General features: G+C 64.6%; 9 protein-coding genes and 2 pseudogenes. 8 read left to right on the forward strand and 3 right to left on the reverse strand.

The window, feature by feature from the left end; genetic code table 11:
• Window positions 1-7: 7 nt before the first annotated feature.
• A pseudogene (locus ACF3M1_RS08470) lies at window positions 8-958 on the reverse strand (site-specific integrase); the annotation flags it as partial.
• Window positions 955-1386 (reverse strand): helix-turn-helix domain-containing protein, encoded by a 432-nt coding sequence (locus tag ACF3M1_RS08475; RefSeq protein WP_096009480.1) that lies wholly within the window; start codon window positions 1384-1386, stop codon window positions 955-957. The pseudogene ACF3M1_RS08470 and the gene ACF3M1_RS08475, both read right to left, overlap by 4 nt.
• 259 nt (window positions 1387-1645) lie before the next feature.
• Here ACF3M1_RS08475 and ACF3M1_RS08480 point away from each other — a divergent pair, with 259 nt between their 5' ends.
• The 7 genes from ACF3M1_RS08480 (at window position 1646) to ACF3M1_RS08510 (ending at window position 12974) form a co-directional block, all read left to right on the forward strand.
• Window positions 1646-2308 (forward strand): cation transporter, encoded by a 663-nt coding sequence (locus tag ACF3M1_RS08480; protein ID WP_096009587.1) that lies wholly within the window; start codon window positions 1646-1648, stop codon window positions 2306-2308.
• 458 nt (window positions 2309-2766) lie between these two features.
• Window positions 2767-4026, forward strand: coding sequence for a TolC family protein (locus ACF3M1_RS08485; RefSeq protein ID WP_096009482.1), 1260 nt, complete (start codon window positions 2767-2769; stop codon window positions 4024-4026).
• Window positions 4023-5222 (forward strand): efflux RND transporter periplasmic adaptor subunit, encoded by a 1200-nt coding sequence (locus tag ACF3M1_RS08490; protein ID WP_096009483.1) that lies wholly within the window; start codon window positions 4023-4025, stop codon window positions 5220-5222. The genes ACF3M1_RS08485 and ACF3M1_RS08490 overlap by 4 nt, the downstream gene beginning before the upstream one ends.
• A gap of 9 nt (window positions 5223-5231) precedes the next feature.
• Entirely contained in the window at window positions 5232-8465 is a 3234-nt protein-coding gene (locus tag ACF3M1_RS08495) for an efflux RND transporter permease subunit (protein WP_096009484.1), read from the forward strand.
• Window positions 8462-9046, forward strand: coding sequence for a cation transporter (locus tag ACF3M1_RS08500; protein ID WP_096009485.1), 585 nt, complete (start codon window positions 8462-8464; stop codon window positions 9044-9046). The genes ACF3M1_RS08495 and ACF3M1_RS08500 overlap by 4 nt, the downstream gene beginning before the upstream one ends.
• A 93-nt stretch (window positions 9047-9139) precedes the next feature.
• Complete coding sequence (locus tag ACF3M1_RS08505) at window positions 9140-11635, forward strand: heavy metal translocating P-type ATPase (protein WP_096009588.1); 2496 nt, start codon at window positions 9140-9142, stop codon at window positions 11633-11635.
• Between the two features lie 301 nt (window positions 11636-11936).
• Window positions 11937-12974, forward strand: coding sequence for a DNA-binding protein (locus tag ACF3M1_RS08510; protein WP_096009589.1), 1038 nt, complete (start codon window positions 11937-11939; stop codon window positions 12972-12974).
• Between the two features lie 64 nt (window positions 12975-13038).
• On the opposite strand, the pseudogene ACF3M1_RS08515 reads toward ACF3M1_RS08510, so the two are convergent.
• Window positions 13039-13398 (reverse strand): annotated as a pseudogene (locus ACF3M1_RS08515) (integrase); the annotation flags it as partial.
• Window positions 13399-13502: 104 nt separating this feature from the next.
• On the opposite strand from ACF3M1_RS08515, the gene ACF3M1_RS08520 reads away from it, so the two are divergent.
• The gene (locus ACF3M1_RS08520; RefSeq protein WP_394005109.1) at window positions 13503-14492 is read left to right on the forward strand and encodes a DNA-binding protein; all 990 of its coding nucleotides are present in this window, start codon (window positions 13503-13505) and stop codon (window positions 14490-14492) included.
• Window positions 14493-15775: the final 1283 nt, after the last annotated feature.

The raw sequence follows: 15775 nt of genomic DNA on the forward strand, positions 1-15775 counted from the left end.
TCAGTCATGGGGGTGGAAGCGTCGGCGATTTCAGGCCGACTTCGATACGCTGTCGTGCGAATGGATCACCGCCATCGAGATAGCGCATGGCCGAGTGCATGTCACGCCAGCCGACGTACTCCATCAACGCCTTTACGTCCCAACCGTTCGCGTTGGCCCATCCGGCGAAACCGCGTCGCAATGAGTGGCTGCTGTAGTCCCCGGCATTCGGGAGCCCGGCCGCGGTGAGCAGGCGGCGCAGCAACGGGATCAGACTGCTCGGATGAAGTGGCGTCGCGTTCACGCGGCCCCAGCGGTCGATCCCGCGGAACACAGGGCCCTGCGTCAATCCAACCGCGTTCACCCAGCCCCAGGTTGCTGTCACCGGGCACAACCGCGACAGTGCCGGCACCTTGTAGGTGGTGCCCAGAGCCTGGCGGTCACCCTTGCTGCGCGGCAGGAAACAGGTCATGCCTTCGCCGGGAATCAAACGCAGGTGTTCGACCTGCACGCGGATCAGCTCATCGCCGCGGAAGCCGCGCCAGAAGCCCAGCAGGATCAGCGATCGGTCGCGGCGATGGCGCAGTTCGTCCGCGCGATCGCCGCGTTCGCGGGCGACCGAGATCGCAGTGCGGAGCCAGTCGTCGACCTGCGTCAGTCGGGTCAGTTGTAAAGGCTCGGCCTGCTTCTCCACCGAGGGGTGCACCGTCTGGATGCCCTTGAGCACTTTGCGCACCAATGGCGCGCGGGTGGGATCGACGAACCCGTGCTCGCGATGCCAGGACGCCAGCGCAGCTAGCCGCTGTCGGAGCGTGTTGTTCGCCAACAGCGCGGCGTGATCGGCCAGATAACGGGCCACGCTGTCCGGCGTGGCTGGCAGGTGGCCGCCCCATTCGACCTCGAAGTGCCGCAGCGCCGAGGCGTAGCTGCGCTGCGTGTTCTCGCGTTCGGCGGCCTTTAGGTACCGTTCCAAGGTCATGGGCGGCACCCCGGATCGGCGCACGAAGTCACATCGTGGCCCGTGTGCCGCAGTGCCCCCAGGATGGTGCATGTTCCGCGCTCGCCGCCAGCGCACTGGGCAATCACTCGCTCCAGTTCGCCCGCCATGCGGGTCAGCGCCTCGATCCGCTGATGGATGTCGGCCAAGTGCACGCGCGCCAGCGCATCGACGTCGCTGCACGACAGCTTCGGATCGTCGTTCAAGCGCAGCAGGCTGCGGATCTCCTCCAGGCTGAAACCCAGTTCGCGCCCGCGGCTGACGAACCGCAACCGCTCCACGTCTGCCAGGGTGTAGTCGCGATAGCCGCTCCCGGTCCTGTTCGGCGATGGGATGAGTCCCACGCGCTCGTAGTACCGGATGGTTTCCAGGTGGCAGCCGCTGGCGGCGGCGGCTTCGCTGATCTTCATGGGCACCCCGCTTGAGTCTGTAGCGGCTACGGACTTTACCCTGAGTCGACCCTCACTGCCACCAGACCAGGGAATCCCGGGAAAAGGGCGCGCTGTGGATTGCACTGGTGCCGAATGCCGCGATGGCCTTCATTGGCTGGAGGATTGCCTAACCCTGTGGCCTGGCCGCCAATGGACTGGATCTGCTAGTGGACGCAACCGGTGTATGCGATCGAGCTGATCGCGATTGAAGTCTTGATATTGGCTAACGGAGTTGGTGATGTCTGATTGCGGCGACTGTGGAAATATCGTGGATGTGGCGTCGATGCAAGCCTCACAGCGACGCACCTTGAAAATCGTGCTGGCCATCAATCTCGCCACCTTCGTCATGATGATGGGCGCGGCTTGGTTCAGCCGTTCTTCCTCACTGCTGTCAGGTGGGCTGGACAACCTTGGCGATGCCCTCACGTACGCGGTCAGCCTGGCCGTCGTTGGCTCGTCCCTGCAGACCAAAGCCAAAGTTGCCTTCCTCAAAGGGCTGCTGATCCTGGGCGCAGCAGTTGCGGTCGCGGCCCAGATCGCGTGGCGGCTCAAGAACCCCGGCGTGCCTGTATTCGAGGCGATGGGACTGGCGGGGGTGCTGAACCTGTCCGCCAACGCATTCTGCCTCTGGCTGCTGACCCCGCATCGAAACGGCGACATCAACCTGTCCTCCGCCTGGGAGTGCTCCCGGAACGATATCTATGAAGGCTGCGCGGTCTTGCTGGCGGCTATTGCGGTGTGGGTGTTCGGGGCGGGCTGGCCAGACTTGGTAATCGCCTCCGCCTTGCTGCTGCTGTTTCTGCGATCCGCCGTTCGAGTGATGCGCGGTGCGCTGCAGGAACTCCGGGGCACCAGATGCGTGCCGTGCCAGGAAGAGAGTGGCGGGCCTGCAGTCGGTTGAGGTCTTCGACCGGCGTTGTAATTGTATCCGGATACGCGAGACTGATATTTTGCGAAAGATGTACCGCGCCCTTCCCCGACTGAGAGGCTTTATCGCCGCGCTGCTTGTCGCAGTGATGGTGATCGTGCCTGTGGCCGATGCTTTCGTTTGCTCGTTCGAAGTCGACACTCACGCAGCGAGCGATCACGCTGGACCTGCGCCCCAGGATGAGGCTGGTGAGGGCGACGCTCCGGAAAGCGCGCATGGTGGTTGTGTCCACAACCATTGCCATCATTCGACAGCCAATTTCTTTGGCAGTGCCGCCGTTGTTTACCCCGCCGCGCACGTCGTTCAGCACGCACAGCATGACCCAGGTCGTGCATCTGCGCTGTCCGAAGGACCGATGAGACCTCCGCAGAGCTGACGTGCCGTGCCCGTCATGACGGGCTCCCACGTCAACTTTTGCTTCTGGAGTTCCCATGCTCACGCAACTTGTCCGACCGCTCCTGGCGGTCGGGTTGCTGGTGACTGCCTTGCTGTTCGCCTCGCCATCGGTGGCGGTCGAACCGGTCGTCGACACCGCCCCGACCTATGAAGATCTGATCGCTCGACTTGACGCACTGCCGTCATCGCTCGAGGCCGTTGCCCGATACGACGCGGCCGTCGCTCGCGCCGACCAGGCGCGCGCCTTGCCCAACCCCTCCATCGCGTACGACATGGAGAACGTTTACGGCACCGGTCCGTACAACGGCATCGGCAACGCCGAAACGACCCTGTCGATCAACCAACCTCTCGAACTGTTCGGCCAGCGAAGCGCCCGGGTCCAGGCGGCGCGCTCTGACGCCGATGCTGCGGGCCTGCGACGCGAACAAGTCCGCTGGCAGGTCGCAGCTCAGGTGGCGCTGGTCTACGCGGAGGCCGAAGCCGCGGCACGGCGACACGAGCTCGCGGCCGAGGCCCTTTCCCTGGCCGAGCAGGATGCGCGCGGGGTCGCCGCCATGGTCGAACAAGGGCGTGAAGCCACCCTGCGGGACATCCAGGCGCAGAGTGAGGTCGCGTCCGCCAGGGCTGCGGTTGATGAGGCCAGCGCCCTTCGGGACGCCGCCTTTGCGCGGCTGTCGGCGATAGCCCTGCTCGACCGGCCGGTCCAGGCAATCGGCGCGAGCCTGCTTGATCGCGCGCCGGGGACGCCGCAAGCAGGCGACGCCGATCCGTTGGCGGTCCAGGTCGCCCAGGCTGAACTCGTCACCGCCGGTCGGCTGGTGACGGTCGAAAGGCGCCGTGCCCGCCCGGATGTCAACGCCTCTCTTGGCATGCGCCGATATCGTGACACCGGCGATGAGGCGTTCACGGTCGGCATCGAACTGACCGTCCCGCTGTTCGATCGCAACCGGGGCGGTATCCGCGCTGCCTACGCTGAGGAGCGAGCCGCCGAAGCCCGACTGATCGCGCAGCAGCAGGAAGCGCGAGCAGGCCGGTTTGCCGCCGTGGCGGCGCTTGCCGCGTCCGGCAGCCGCACGCGCGCCGCCGACAACGGCGTCGCAGCCGCCGAAGAGGCCTATCGCCTGTCCCGCATCGGCTTCGAGGCCGGCCGTATCTCGCAGCTGGAACTTCGCAGCACACGTGCGGCGCTGATCGCCTCGCGCAACGCCGCCGTGGACGCGCGGATCGCGCGAGTCCGTGCCGAAATCGACCTGGCGCGCCTGGAAGGCCGCGCCCCGTTTGGAGACTCCCGATGAAAACCGATACCAGGCGACTGATGATGTTCGCTGCGGCGCTCGTGTTCGCCGTCCTCGCAGGCTACGGCCTTGCGAAGCTCACCGGCGGGCAGGACGCTGGCCCCAGCCCTGCGGGCCATGTCGATGGTGGCGGCCAAGGCGAACATGGCGATCAGGGCGAACATGGCGATGAAGAGGCCGAGGGCGAAGAAGGCTTGGTGGTCCTCACGCAACCGCAGATCGAAGCGTCGGGCATCCAGGTCGTGGCTTTGGGCCGCGGCGGTGGCGGCGAGACACGCCTGAGCGGTCGCGTCGAGTCCGCCGTTGGCGCCCGCGCTGCCGTTGCCGCCTCCGTTGGCGGCCGCGTTGAGCGCGTCGTCGTGGCGCCTGGCACCCCCGTGCGCGCCGGCCAGCCGCTCGCCGTGATCGTCAGCGGCGAAGCGGCGACCATGCGGGCAAGCGCCGATGCCGCACGCGCGGAGGCCCAGGCGGCCCGGTTGGTGTACCAGCGCGACCAGTCCCTGGTCACCCAGGGCGTGGTCGCACGGCAGGAACTCGAAGCCTCGCGCGCGCGCTCGCTGGCGGCCGATGCGACTGCCCGGGCTGCCGCGGCGCAGGTCGCCGCGGCCGGCTCACCGGATGCAGGCGGCCGCGTGACCATCACCACTCCCGTGGCCGGCATCGTCGGCGCGGTGCAGGTGACGCCAGGCGGCTTCGTCGCCGCGGGTGACCTCGTGGCGAACGTGTCCGATCCTGCGCAGACCGAACTGGTCTTTTCCGCGCCGCCCGCGCTCGCCGCGCAGATCGCGCCTGATGCGCGCATCGAAGTTACCGGGGCCACCGGGAGCTTCAGCGCCGTCGTGATCGGCGTGGCCGCCGACGTACGCGAACAGGGCGGCATGGCGATCATCCGTGCACGCCCTGAATCCGGGATGCTGCCGCCAGCGGGTTCACCGGTGTCCGGTGTCGTGGTGGCGGCAGGCCAGGACGACACGCTGACCGTGCCGGTCGATGCCGTGCAGACGGTGGAAGGTCGCTCGGTTGTGTTCGTGACCGATGAAAAAGGCTTCCGCGTAACCCCTGTGCTCGCAGGCCGCCGCGCAGGCGACCGCGTCGAGATCCTCAACGGGCTGTCGGGCGACGAGCGCGTCGCTGGCAGCAACGCGTTCCTGCTGAAAGCCGAACTCGCCAAGGGCGAGGCCGAACACGGCCACTGAGGACCCGACATGTTCAAGATCATTATCGAAACAGCGGTCCGTTTCCGATGGGCCGTGGTCTTCGCCGCGGCGGTCATCGCTGTCTACGGCTTGTTCCAGCTCGGCAGGCTGCCCGTCGATGCGGTGCCGGACATCACCAACCGGCAGGTGCAGATCAACACCATTGCGCCCGCGCTCGCCCCGGGCCAGATCGAGCGCCAGATCACCTATCCGCTTGAAACCGCGCTGGCGGGCATCCCCGGACTGACCAGTACGCGCTCGCTCTCGCGCAACGGGTTCTCGCAGGTTACGGCGATCTTTACCGACCAGACCGACATCTACTTCGCGCGCCAGCAGGTGGCCGAGCGCATGCGCGAGGTGCAGGAGGATCTTCCCGAGGGCGTGACGCCGATGATGTCGCCGGTCACCACGGGCCTCGGCGAGGTGTTGATGTGGACGGTGGACTACGTGCCGTTCGACCCGGCGAACGTCAGTAAGCCGAACGAGCCCGGCTGGCAGGCCGAAGAGGTCTACCTGACTCCGGAAGGCAACCGGCTTGCGACGGCACAGGAGCGCGCAACCTACCTGCGAACGGTGCAGGACTGGATCATCGCACCGCAGATGCGCTCCACCGCCGGCCTTGCCGGTGTCGATACGATCGGCGGCTACGTCAAGGAATACGCCGTCCGCCCGAATGCCGAGCGGCTGGCGGCCTACGGTATCGGCCTGGGCGAGCTGGTGCAGGCTCTGGAACGCGCCAACGTCCAGGCCGGTGCGGGCATCGTCCAGCGCGCTGGCGAGGGCCTGATCGTTCGCGCAGATGCGCTGGCGCAGACCGTCGACGATCTGGCACAGGCGCCGGTCGCCAACCGCGACGGCCTTGTGATCCGCGTCGCGGACGTGGCCAGCGTCGGCATCGGACAGGCGCCACGGCTGGGTGCCGCGACGCGGGACGGCCACGAAGCGGTGCTCGGGACGGCGTTGATGATCGCCGGCGGCAACAGCCGCACGGTGGCACTCGCGGCCGCGGAGCGCCTGACCGAAGTCAACCGCTCACTGCCCCCGGGCATCGTCGCCGAGCCGGTGCTCGACCGGAGCGTGCTGGTCAATTCCACGGTCAGGACGGTAGCCAAGAACCTGACCGAAGGGGCACTGCTCGTCATCGTGGTGCTGTTTCTGCTGCTGGGCAACATACGGGCGGCGGCGATCACCGCACTGGTGATCCCGCTGTCGTTCCTGTTCGCGGTGATCGGCATGAACCGCTTCGGGATCAGCGGCAATCTGATGAGCCTGGGCGCACTCGACTTCGGCATCCTCGTCGACGGTGCGGTGATCGTGATCGAGGCCACCCTGCTCATGCTCGGCCAGAAACGGGCCGAACTGGGACGCGCACTGTCCGCAGGCGAGCGAGTGGGCGTGGCGATCCGGGCAGCACGCAAGATGGTGCGACCGGCGGCGTTTGGTCAGCTCATCATCCTGCTGGTGTTCGCGCCGATCCTCACGCTGGAGGGCGTGGAGGGCAAGACGTTCCAGCCGATGGCCGCGACCTTCATGCTCGCCCTGGTCGGCGCGTTCATTCTCTCTTTCACCTTCGTGCCGGCGATGGCCGCGCTGTTCGTGCGTGATCCCAAGCCCCGGCCCGCGCAAGCAGCGCCGCGTGACGAAGGCGAGCACGACGGCGAACACGAGACCCGAATCATCCGTTTCGTGCGTGGCAAGGCCGAACCGGTCATCCGCGCTGCGGTGATGCGGCCGCGCCGCGTGCTGATCGGCGCCGTCGCCATGCTTGTCATTGGCTTCACCGCATTCGTCTCGCTGGGCCGCGAATTCATGCCGACCCTTGACGAGGGCAACCTGGCGATGCAGGCCTTGCGGGTGCCTTCTGCTTCGCTGGAGCAGTCGCTGGCGATGCAACTTGCGCTGGAGAAAGCCATCACCAGCGAGCCGGAGGTCGAGACGATTTTCACGCGGACAGGCACGGCCGAGGCCGCAATCGATCCGATGCCGGTCAACATCTCCGATAGCGTGATCGTCCTCAAACCAAAAGCCGAGTGGCCGGACAGGTCGCTCGACAAAGAGGCGCTGCTCGGCCGACTTGAGTCCATTGTCGACAAACAGATCGGCAATGCATTCGAGTTCAGCCAACCCATCGAACTACGCTTCAACGAGCTGATTTCCGGCGTGCGTACCGACCTTGCCGTGATGGTGTACGGCGACGACTTCGACGTGCTGCAGCCTGTCGCGGAACGCATCTCGGTCCAACTGCGCGGCATCGACGGCGCAGCCGACGTTCGCGTGGAGCAGGTTTCTGGCTTGCCTACGTTGACCGTGCGGGTCGATCATGCGGCCGCGGCGCAGTACGGCCTGAGCGCGGCGGACATCAGCGAGGCGCTGGCGACTGGCGTTGGTGGTACCACGGCCGGTCAGATCTTCGAGGGCGATCGCCGCTTCGATGTGGTGGTGCGGTTCGAAGAGGACGCACGCAACGATCCGGCGCAGCTCGCCGCCTTGCCGGTGGTCGCGCCCGACGGCACCGTGGTTCCGCTGTCCTCGGTCGCGCGCATCGATGTCAGCGAAGGTCCCAACCAGATCAGTCGCAACAACGGCAGCCGCCGCATCGTGGTCCAGGCCAACGTGCGGGGTCGGGATCTGGGCGGCTTCGTCGAGGAAGCACAGGCTGCCGTTGCGGGCGTTTCCTTGCCCAGTGGCGTCTACCTGGACTGGGGTGGCCAGTTCGAGAACCTGCAGCGTGCCGAAGCACGTCTGGCTCTGGTGATCCCCATTGTGTTCCTGATGATCGGCAGCCTGCTCTACATGGCACTCGGGTCGATCCGCGAGGCAGCGCTGGTGTTCCTCTGCGTGCCGCTGGCGCTGGTCGGCGGCGTCCTGGCACTGCTGGTGCGCGGCATGCCGTTTTCGGTGACGGCGGCGGTGGGCTTCATCGCCGTCTCCGGTGTTGCCACGCTCAACGGCCTGGTTCTGATGCAGGCCATCCGCGAACGGCTCGAGGCTGGAGATGCGCCACTGGAAGCGGCGACCACCGGCGCCGCCAACCGTCTGCGCGCCGTGCTCACGACGGCGCTGGTGGCCATCGTCGGCTTCATTCCAATGGCGATCGCGGTCGGTGCCGGCGCCGAAGTGCAGAAGCCGCTGGCCACCGTCGTCATCGGCGGGCTGATCACGGCGACCGTGCTGACGCTGCTGGTGCTGCCCACCTTCGCGGCGCGGGCCATCGCGCATCGTCCGAAGCGGCACGCGACATGACCCCGAATCTGGCCCGGCAAAGGAGTGTTCTACGGCAGGTCTTGCTGTGGAACCTCGCGCTGTTCGCAGGACTGGGAGTGGCGGGCTGGGTGGCCGATTCCAGCGCGCTGCTCGCCAATGCCCTCGACAACGGTTCGGACGCAGCCGTCTATCTGCTGAGCTACCTTGCCCTCGAGCGCCGACCCGCCTGGAAGCGGGGAGCGGCGAACGTGTCGGGGGTCCTTCTGTTGATCTTCGCGGGTATGGTGCTGGCGGACGTGGTCCGGCGATGGATGTATGGGGCCGAGCCGCTCGGCCCCGTCATGATCGGACTGGCGCTCGTCGCCGGAGCCATCAATCTGTGGTGCCTGGTGCTGCTGCGCCGCCTCCGTTCCGACGACGTGAACATGAAGGCGGCCGAAACCTTCAGCTTCAACGACTTCATTTCGAATGGCGGCGTAGTCGTGGCGGGTGTTCTGGTGCTCTGGCTCGGTTCGTCCTGGCCGGATCTGGTGGCGGGTGCATTGATTGCTGGTGTCGCGTTCAAAGGCGGCATCGAGATCCTGCAAAGCGTCCACGAAGACAAGCGATCCGATGGATAGAGTTCGGCTGCGCCGTCGTTGCCTGCCGACGGGTGTATGCACAAAACGCTTGCGCAGGCAAGACACCAGCCCTGGAATCGAGGGAGAACGATGATGACCGGGAAGCTCCGCATCGACCTGCAGATCCTGCTACCGCAGGTGCCGGACGAGTCCGACGCCTGCGTCAGGCGGCTGATCCACGATTTGGAAAGCCGCGATGGCATTGTGCAGGTGCACTTGCGCCCGGGATCGGACGGCACGCCGACGCAGTTGTGCGTCCACCATGACCCGGACGTCGTGCCACTCGCCCGCATCCGCGAGGTGGTCGAGCGTGCCGGCGCGGCGATCAGCGAACGCTACGGTCATGCCCTGTGGGAAGTGAAGGGCATTGGCCACCAGCGTCGTGCGCGCACCGTCGGCGAGCAACTCAGGTCGCTCGAGGGTGTGCTGGAAGCCGAGGCCAGTGCGGCGGGCATCGTCCATGTCGAGTTCGACCGCCGAGAGGTGTCCGAAGCGCGCATCCTGAAGGTGTTGGCCGGCATGCAGGTCGTTCCGGTCAGGACCCCGGGTGAGGATCAACCTGCACATGGAGGAGATGACGTGCGCCACGCGCACCGCGAGGGCGGTGACCATGTCCACGGCACGGGTGGCGGGGCGCACGCACATGGGGGGCTACTGGGCCCGAACACCGAGCTGATCTTTGCGCTGACCTGCGGCACCTTGCTGCTCGCCGGCTTCCTGGTGGACAAGTTTGTTGCTGGCGCGCCCGCCTGGCTGCCGTTGGCCTGTTATGTCGCGGCGTACTTTTTTGGCGGCTTCTACACGCTGCGCGAGGCGTTCGACAACCTGCGCCTGAAGCGTTTCGAGATCGACACGTTGATGTTGGTGGCGGCGGCAGGTGCGGCCGCGCTCGGCTCGTGGGCCGAGGGCGCGTTGCTGTTGTTTCTGTTCAGTCTCGGACACGCCCTGGAGCATTACGCGATGGGCCGGGCGAAGCGCGCCATCGAGGCCCTGGCCGAACTCGCCCCGCCCACCGCGACCGTACGACGCGACGGCCGGATCCAGGAGATCGCGGTCGAAGAACTGCTGGTTGGCGATGTGGCTCTGGTCAAGCCGAACGAACGCCTGCCCGCCGACGGCTTTCTCGTACTCGGCACCTCCAGCGTGAATCAGGCGCCGGTGACCGGCGAGAGCATCCCGGTCGACAAGCGGCCCGTGGATGATCCCGCGACCGCGCGCACCCGACCGGATAGCGTGGATGCGGCCTCGCGGGTGTTCGCGGGGACGATCAACGGCAGCGGCGCCATCGAGGTGGAGGTCACGCGCAAGTCCACCGATTCGGCCTTGGCGCGCGTGGTCCAGATGGTCAGCGAGGCCGAGACACGTAAGTCGCCGACCCAGCGCTTCACCGACCGGTTCGAGCGCATCTTCGTACCTGCGGTGCTGGTCTTGGCCTTCCTGCTGCTGTTCGCGTGGGTAGTCGTCGACGAACCCTTTCGCGACAGCTTCTACCGCGCGATGGCGGTGCTGGTGGCCGCCAGTCCCTGCGCGCTGGCCATTGCGACGCCCAGCGCGGTGCTGTCAGGCATTGCCCGCGCGGCCCGCGGTGGTGTGCTGATCAAGGGCGGTGCGCCTTTGGAAGAACTCGGTTCGCTCAGCGCGATGGCCTTCGACAAGACGGGCACCCTGACCGAAGGGCGTCCGCGCATCACCGATGTCATCCCCGTTGACGGAGTAACGGAAGAGGAACTGCTCACCGTTGCAACCGCAGTCGAATCGCTCAGCGACCATCCGCTGGCCGCAGCGATCGCCCGGGATGGCCGCGAGCGACTCGGCGGACGTGAGATCCCCTCTGCCAGCGACCTCGAAAACCTGGTCGGACGGGGCGTCACCGCCACCTTCGACAGTGAGACGGTGTGGATTGGCAAGGCCGAGATGTTCGGCACCGAAGGCGTCGCTCCGCTGGGGGAATCGGCGGCTGCCGCCATCGCACAACTTCGCGCTGCAGGGCGCACCTCGATGGTCGTCAGGCAGGGGTCGCGCGATCTCGGGGCCATCGGCCTGCTCGATACCGCGCGGGCGGGTGCGCCTGAAGCGCTGAAGGCACTGCGTGAACTCGGCATCACCCGCATGATCATGATCTCCGGCGACCACCAACGGGTCGCCGAGGCGATCGCCTCGGAAGTCGGCCTTGATGAAGCCTGGGGCGACCTGATGCCCGAGGACAAGGTTGAGGCCATACGCAAGCTGCGCGCGCAGGACAAGGTCGCGATGGTGGGTGACGGCGTCAACGACGCGCCGGCGATGGCCAGCGCCACGGTCGGCATCGCGATGGGCGCCGCTGGTTCGGATGTCGCACTGGAGACCGCGGATGTCGCGCTGATGGCCGACGACCTCCGCCACCTGCCATTTGCGGTGGACTTGAGCCGTCACACGCGCAAGGTGATCCGTCAGAACGTGTTCGTCAGCCTGGGCATTGTCGCATTCCTCGTGCCGGCAACGATCCTGGGCTTGGGGATCGGACCAGCAGTCGCTATCCACGAAGGATCCACCTTGCTCGTGGTGTTCAATGCGCTACGTCTGTTGGCGTACCGAAGCCACGTTGGCTAGACGCGGCAGGGCTCATGAAGAGAGCCTGCGCGCCCTTGACCGCTTTTGCTTCTCGTCAGCACGCTGCCGGCCATGATTCTGACAACCGGAAATGCAGCGCTTACCGTGCGCTAGCACGTGGCGGCACATTCCAGTTTCGTACTGAATGACACCCCTTGGTGCAGGTCTCAGGCAGCTGACACGGGATAAACCACAATTATCCCGCTTTAATTTACAGCCACAACTCGAGCATTTCTGCAATTGAAATAGCATGTAATTACGTGGTATGTAATACATTACGAAATTGTCCGAGGAGGCCGTCATGGCCCGTGCTGGGTTGTACAAGAGCGATGTGCAGAAGGCCCGCGACGCGCTGCGAGCGCAGGGCAAGCATCCGTCGGTGGACGCGGTGCGGGTGGCATTGGGCAACACCGGCTCCAAGACCACCATCCACCGCTACCTGAAGGAACTGGAGGAGGAGGAAGGGCAAGGCCTCGGTGCCAAGGTCGCCGTCAGCGACGCACTGCAGGACCTGGTCGGCCGACTCGCTGGGCGCCTGCACGACGAGGCCGAGGCCGTCGTCGCGGAGGCCAAGCAGCAGTTCGACGCGCAGTTGCAGGAGCGCGGACAAGCACTCGAGCGCGCTCAGCAGGAAGCGGCGGCCCTGAGCGCCCAGCTCCAGGGCACCGAAACGGCGTTGCACAACGAAAAGACCTCGCATGCAGCCAGCCGGCAAGCACTGGCCGACCGAGCTACCGAGGTCGCCCAGCTCGGCGAGCGCATCGCCGGCCTGACCGCCCGACTAGCCGAGCACGAGGCGCACGCACAGTCGCTGGAACAGAAGCACCAGCACGCCCGCGAGGCGCTGGAGCACTACCGGACCTCGGTCAAGGACCAGCGCGACCAGGAACAGCGCCGGCACGAACACCAAGTGCAGGAACTACAGGTCGCGCTACGCCAGGCCAATGAGGTGCTGACCGCCAAGAACCACGAGCTGGTACAGCTCAATCGCGACAATGGGCAGTGGCTGGAGCGCCATAGCCGCTTGGAGCGGGAGCTGGCCCAGGTGCGGCAGGATGCAGACGACCAGCGGAAGGAACTTGACGCGCTACGGCTCACGGCCACCGAGCACCAGACCTTGCAGACGCGCTGGGCGCAAGATACCCAGGCGCTGGAGGTTGTACGGGCAGAATTGGTCGGTGCTCGCGCCGATCTAGCGAAGGAGCTGGAGCGTCGCGAACAGGCCGAAGCCGACGCGTTGCGGGCCGGTGTGCGCAGTGACACGCTGGAGCAGGTACTGGCGCAGTTGCGCCCAGCTCAAGCTGCCGGTTCAGTCGGCAAGAAAAATCCGGCAACCTGATGATTTCACGAAAGAAATCAGATTCTATGGGGCATTTTTACAGGTATCTCGGCTGAACCCCAACCACGGTTGAGAGCTTGAGCGGCCCGACCTTGGCTTTGAGGCCAGCGGCCACTAGGGCTTGATCCAGCGCCGTCGGCAGTTCGCTGACCAGCCCGGTCTTGTTTTTGCGCTGGATGTGGTCGACCAGGAACTGGATCACCACGGCTTCGCTGACCGGCAAAGAGAGTTCGACGCCGTAACGACCTTGGTGCCAGCCAGCCCAGTAGCGTAGGGCGGTCGCATAGCTGCGGGTGGTGTTGGCCGCAGCCGCTTCGGCGAGCAATTCGCGTACTGCATCGGCGGCTTGCTGGGCCAGTTGTTCTGGCAGCACCAAGCTGGTGACCGTCGCTGAGGTGGTCGGCAAGGCGTTATTTCGCTTCATACTATGTAATGTGTGATATGAAATAGGGTGTCTACTAGCGATAATCATCACTTATCGCGAGTATGCAATCAACAGAGTAGGGCGGTCGCGTAGGAGGCATTTCCATGGCTCGAGGCATCACTGAATCCGACGTTCACACGGCTGCCGACGAGATCGTCGGCGTCGGAGAACGACCGACCGTGGAGCGAATCCGTGCGCACTTAGGCACCGGATCGCCGAACACGGTCACGCGGTGGCTGGAGACCTGGTGGAAAGGACTCGGCCACCGGTTGGAGACTCACCATCGGGGTCTTGCGGTTCCTGATGCCCCCAAAGCAGTCGTGGACCTCGCAGGAAAATGGTGGGCGTTGGCTATAGAGCACGCGCAAACCGAGGCGGAGAGTGCTTTGGCAGACGACCACGCAACTCTAGAACGTCAAGTCCAGGCGTTAGAACGTGATCGAGAAGCCTTCTCCGCTGAGGCCGATACTTTGCGGGCTCAAGTTTCAGATGCGAGCCATAAGTTGGAGCTCGCTAGGGCCCAGACTGCTGAATTCCAGCGCTTAGCCGCTCGCCTTGAAGAGCAACTCTTGGAAGTCGGTCGGCAGCGAGATGCGGCCATCTCCCAGGCCGCAGATGGTGAAGGTGCCCGACAAGCACTGGGGTCACGGATCCAGTCGCTGCAGGACGCCGCTCAGTCTGAACGCGAATCGCTTGGCCTCCATGTTCGTGCTGTCGAGGATCGTGCCCTGAGGGAGATCGATCGAGCTCGTCAGGAAGCGAAGGAGTTGCAAAATCGACTTCTAATGGCCTCTCGTCAAGCCATTGCTGCCGAGAAGTCGCTGCGTGAGCTAATCGAACAAGCCAACCTGAAGACGCTTGAGGCGGTACGAGAAGCCTCTGCTCAGCGGGCTCGAGCGGAGGCGCTTGAGGTTCATTTGGGCGTTCTAGGTGATCTGCCGGCCGCGCTTGAGGCGGCGATTCGCCAGTCTGATGCTCGCCCTACGGCCGGGAAGCCGCACCGTCGAGCCAAGGTTGCGTCCTCGAAGCAAACCAATACAAAGCAGCCGAAGTCGCCAGGCCTACGCCGACATCGCGTCAAAGTGGCTGACTGATCCTTCAGTCTCGGATGCTTCGTGGTGGCGACGCATCCACACCTAAGGCAAAAGACTAGACGCAGAAGGCGTCACACGACTGCAGCCATCGATTAGGGTGGCATTAGGGGCGGAACCCTAAAATTGACGCTCTGATCCTGAAAGGGCTCTCGCTCACCCTGAAAGGCAGCTCAAGTGGCAGCCCGTATGTGAGCACTCACACGTTCAATCCAAGCCATTGATTATTAACGTCCTAAGCCACTCACTTCGGGCGTCAATGCGAAGGACCGACCTCATGGACACTAATTATGGCTAATTATGCATCGATGCATAATTAAGCATATTTGTGAACTCCGCAGGGGTCCGAGCGGAATTTCACACGACCAAATGCCCGTTTGTGAGGCTGCAGCCGACTCGGGAAGCTTGAAGAAGTTCCGTCCCCCGCACAGCGCAATTTCGTGACAAGCCTATTCGCAACGCCGAGACCCGGGAGTGGCGTGCAAATTTTCGGCTTCAGACAGCCGTGGGATCTGTGGGCACCGAAAACTGCGTGGATCGCACGAGTGCGCATGCATCTGTGCACTAGATATTCGCTGTACACCTGTGAGTGCGTGGGATGTACACGGAAAGCGCGGGCGCGGGGCATCAAAGAATGCGGTGCCCATCTTGAAGAAGCTCCGTCTTTCGAGTCGGATCTTCGATCGTCAGGCCATAGTCGTACATGTATCGTGTCAAATTCTTAGGAAAAATTCCTTTCAAATCAAATAGAAGCACGATCTTTTCCGTAATGACACTAATTGTTCCGTCTGACAATACCGGAGCACCAGACCCGTGCTCTGATAATTACATAATGTACATTATGCGAAGTTATGGATGGGTCTGTCGAAAGCCAGGACTCCACTCCAGCGCCAAGGTTCGTCCGTGACGCAGCATTGCACGGCCGGTCCCATCCCGGCTCAACTGCCCGGGCCTCGCGCATGATGGGCACCGCACTTACGAATGCTCCGCGTACGCACTTAACGTGTACATCTGACGCAGTTAGAGGTGTACATCGAAGCTCCCGACGCACAAGAGCGTGTACCCACGTGAGACTTCCGCAGGTTTGGGTGACCACTTATCCCTGAATTGATTTGCTTGCCCGTCGCGAACGACGGAAAGCCTCTTTGGCCTCCAACTCGCCCATGATGGCATCCATCTCCCGAGAGACCAAGCGCCATAACGCGATCAACGGAGCGAAGAAGACAACGGGACCTTTTCGCCAGCCCTGCTTGAAACTTGACCACAGTTCGTTTTCCGGCACGGGA

This window comes from Luteimonas sp. WGS1318, from assembly GCF_043187535.1.
Lineage (GTDB): Bacteria > Pseudomonadota > Gammaproteobacteria > Xanthomonadales > Xanthomonadaceae > Luteimonas.

What these genes read in the sequence shown, in the direction of transcription:
- ACF3M1_RS08500 (WP_096009485.1), top strand. Translation starts at nt 8,462, where the DNA reads ATGACCCCGAATCTGGCCCGGCAAAGGAGTGTTCTACGGCAGGTCTTG.
- ACF3M1_RS08490 (WP_096009483.1), top strand. Translation starts at nt 4,023, where the DNA reads ATGAAAACCGATACCAGGCGACTGATGATGTTCGCTGCGGCGCTCGTG.
- ACF3M1_RS08485 (WP_096009482.1), top strand. Translation starts at nt 2,767, where the DNA reads ATGCTCACGCAACTTGTCCGACCGCTCCTGGCGGTCGGGTTGCTGGTG.
- ACF3M1_RS08505 (WP_096009588.1), top strand. Translation starts at nt 9,140, where the DNA reads ATGACCGGGAAGCTCCGCATCGACCTGCAGATCCTGCTACCGCAGGTG.
- ACF3M1_RS08510 (WP_096009589.1), top strand. Translation starts at nt 11,937, where the DNA reads ATGGCCCGTGCTGGGTTGTACAAGAGCGATGTGCAGAAGGCCCGCGAC.
- ACF3M1_RS08520 (WP_394005109.1), top strand. Translation starts at nt 13,503, where the DNA reads ATGGCTCGAGGCATCACTGAATCCGACGTTCACACGGCTGCCGACGAG.
- ACF3M1_RS08495 (WP_096009484.1), top strand. Translation starts at nt 5,232, where the DNA reads ATGTTCAAGATCATTATCGAAACAGCGGTCCGTTTCCGATGGGCCGTG.
- ACF3M1_RS08475 (WP_096009480.1), bottom strand. Translation starts at nt 1,386, where the DNA reads ATGAAGATCAGCGAAGCCGCCGCCGCCAGCGGCTGCCACCTGGAAACC.
- ACF3M1_RS08480 (WP_096009587.1), top strand. Translation starts at nt 1,646, where the DNA reads ATGTCTGATTGCGGCGACTGTGGAAATATCGTGGATGTGGCGTCGATG.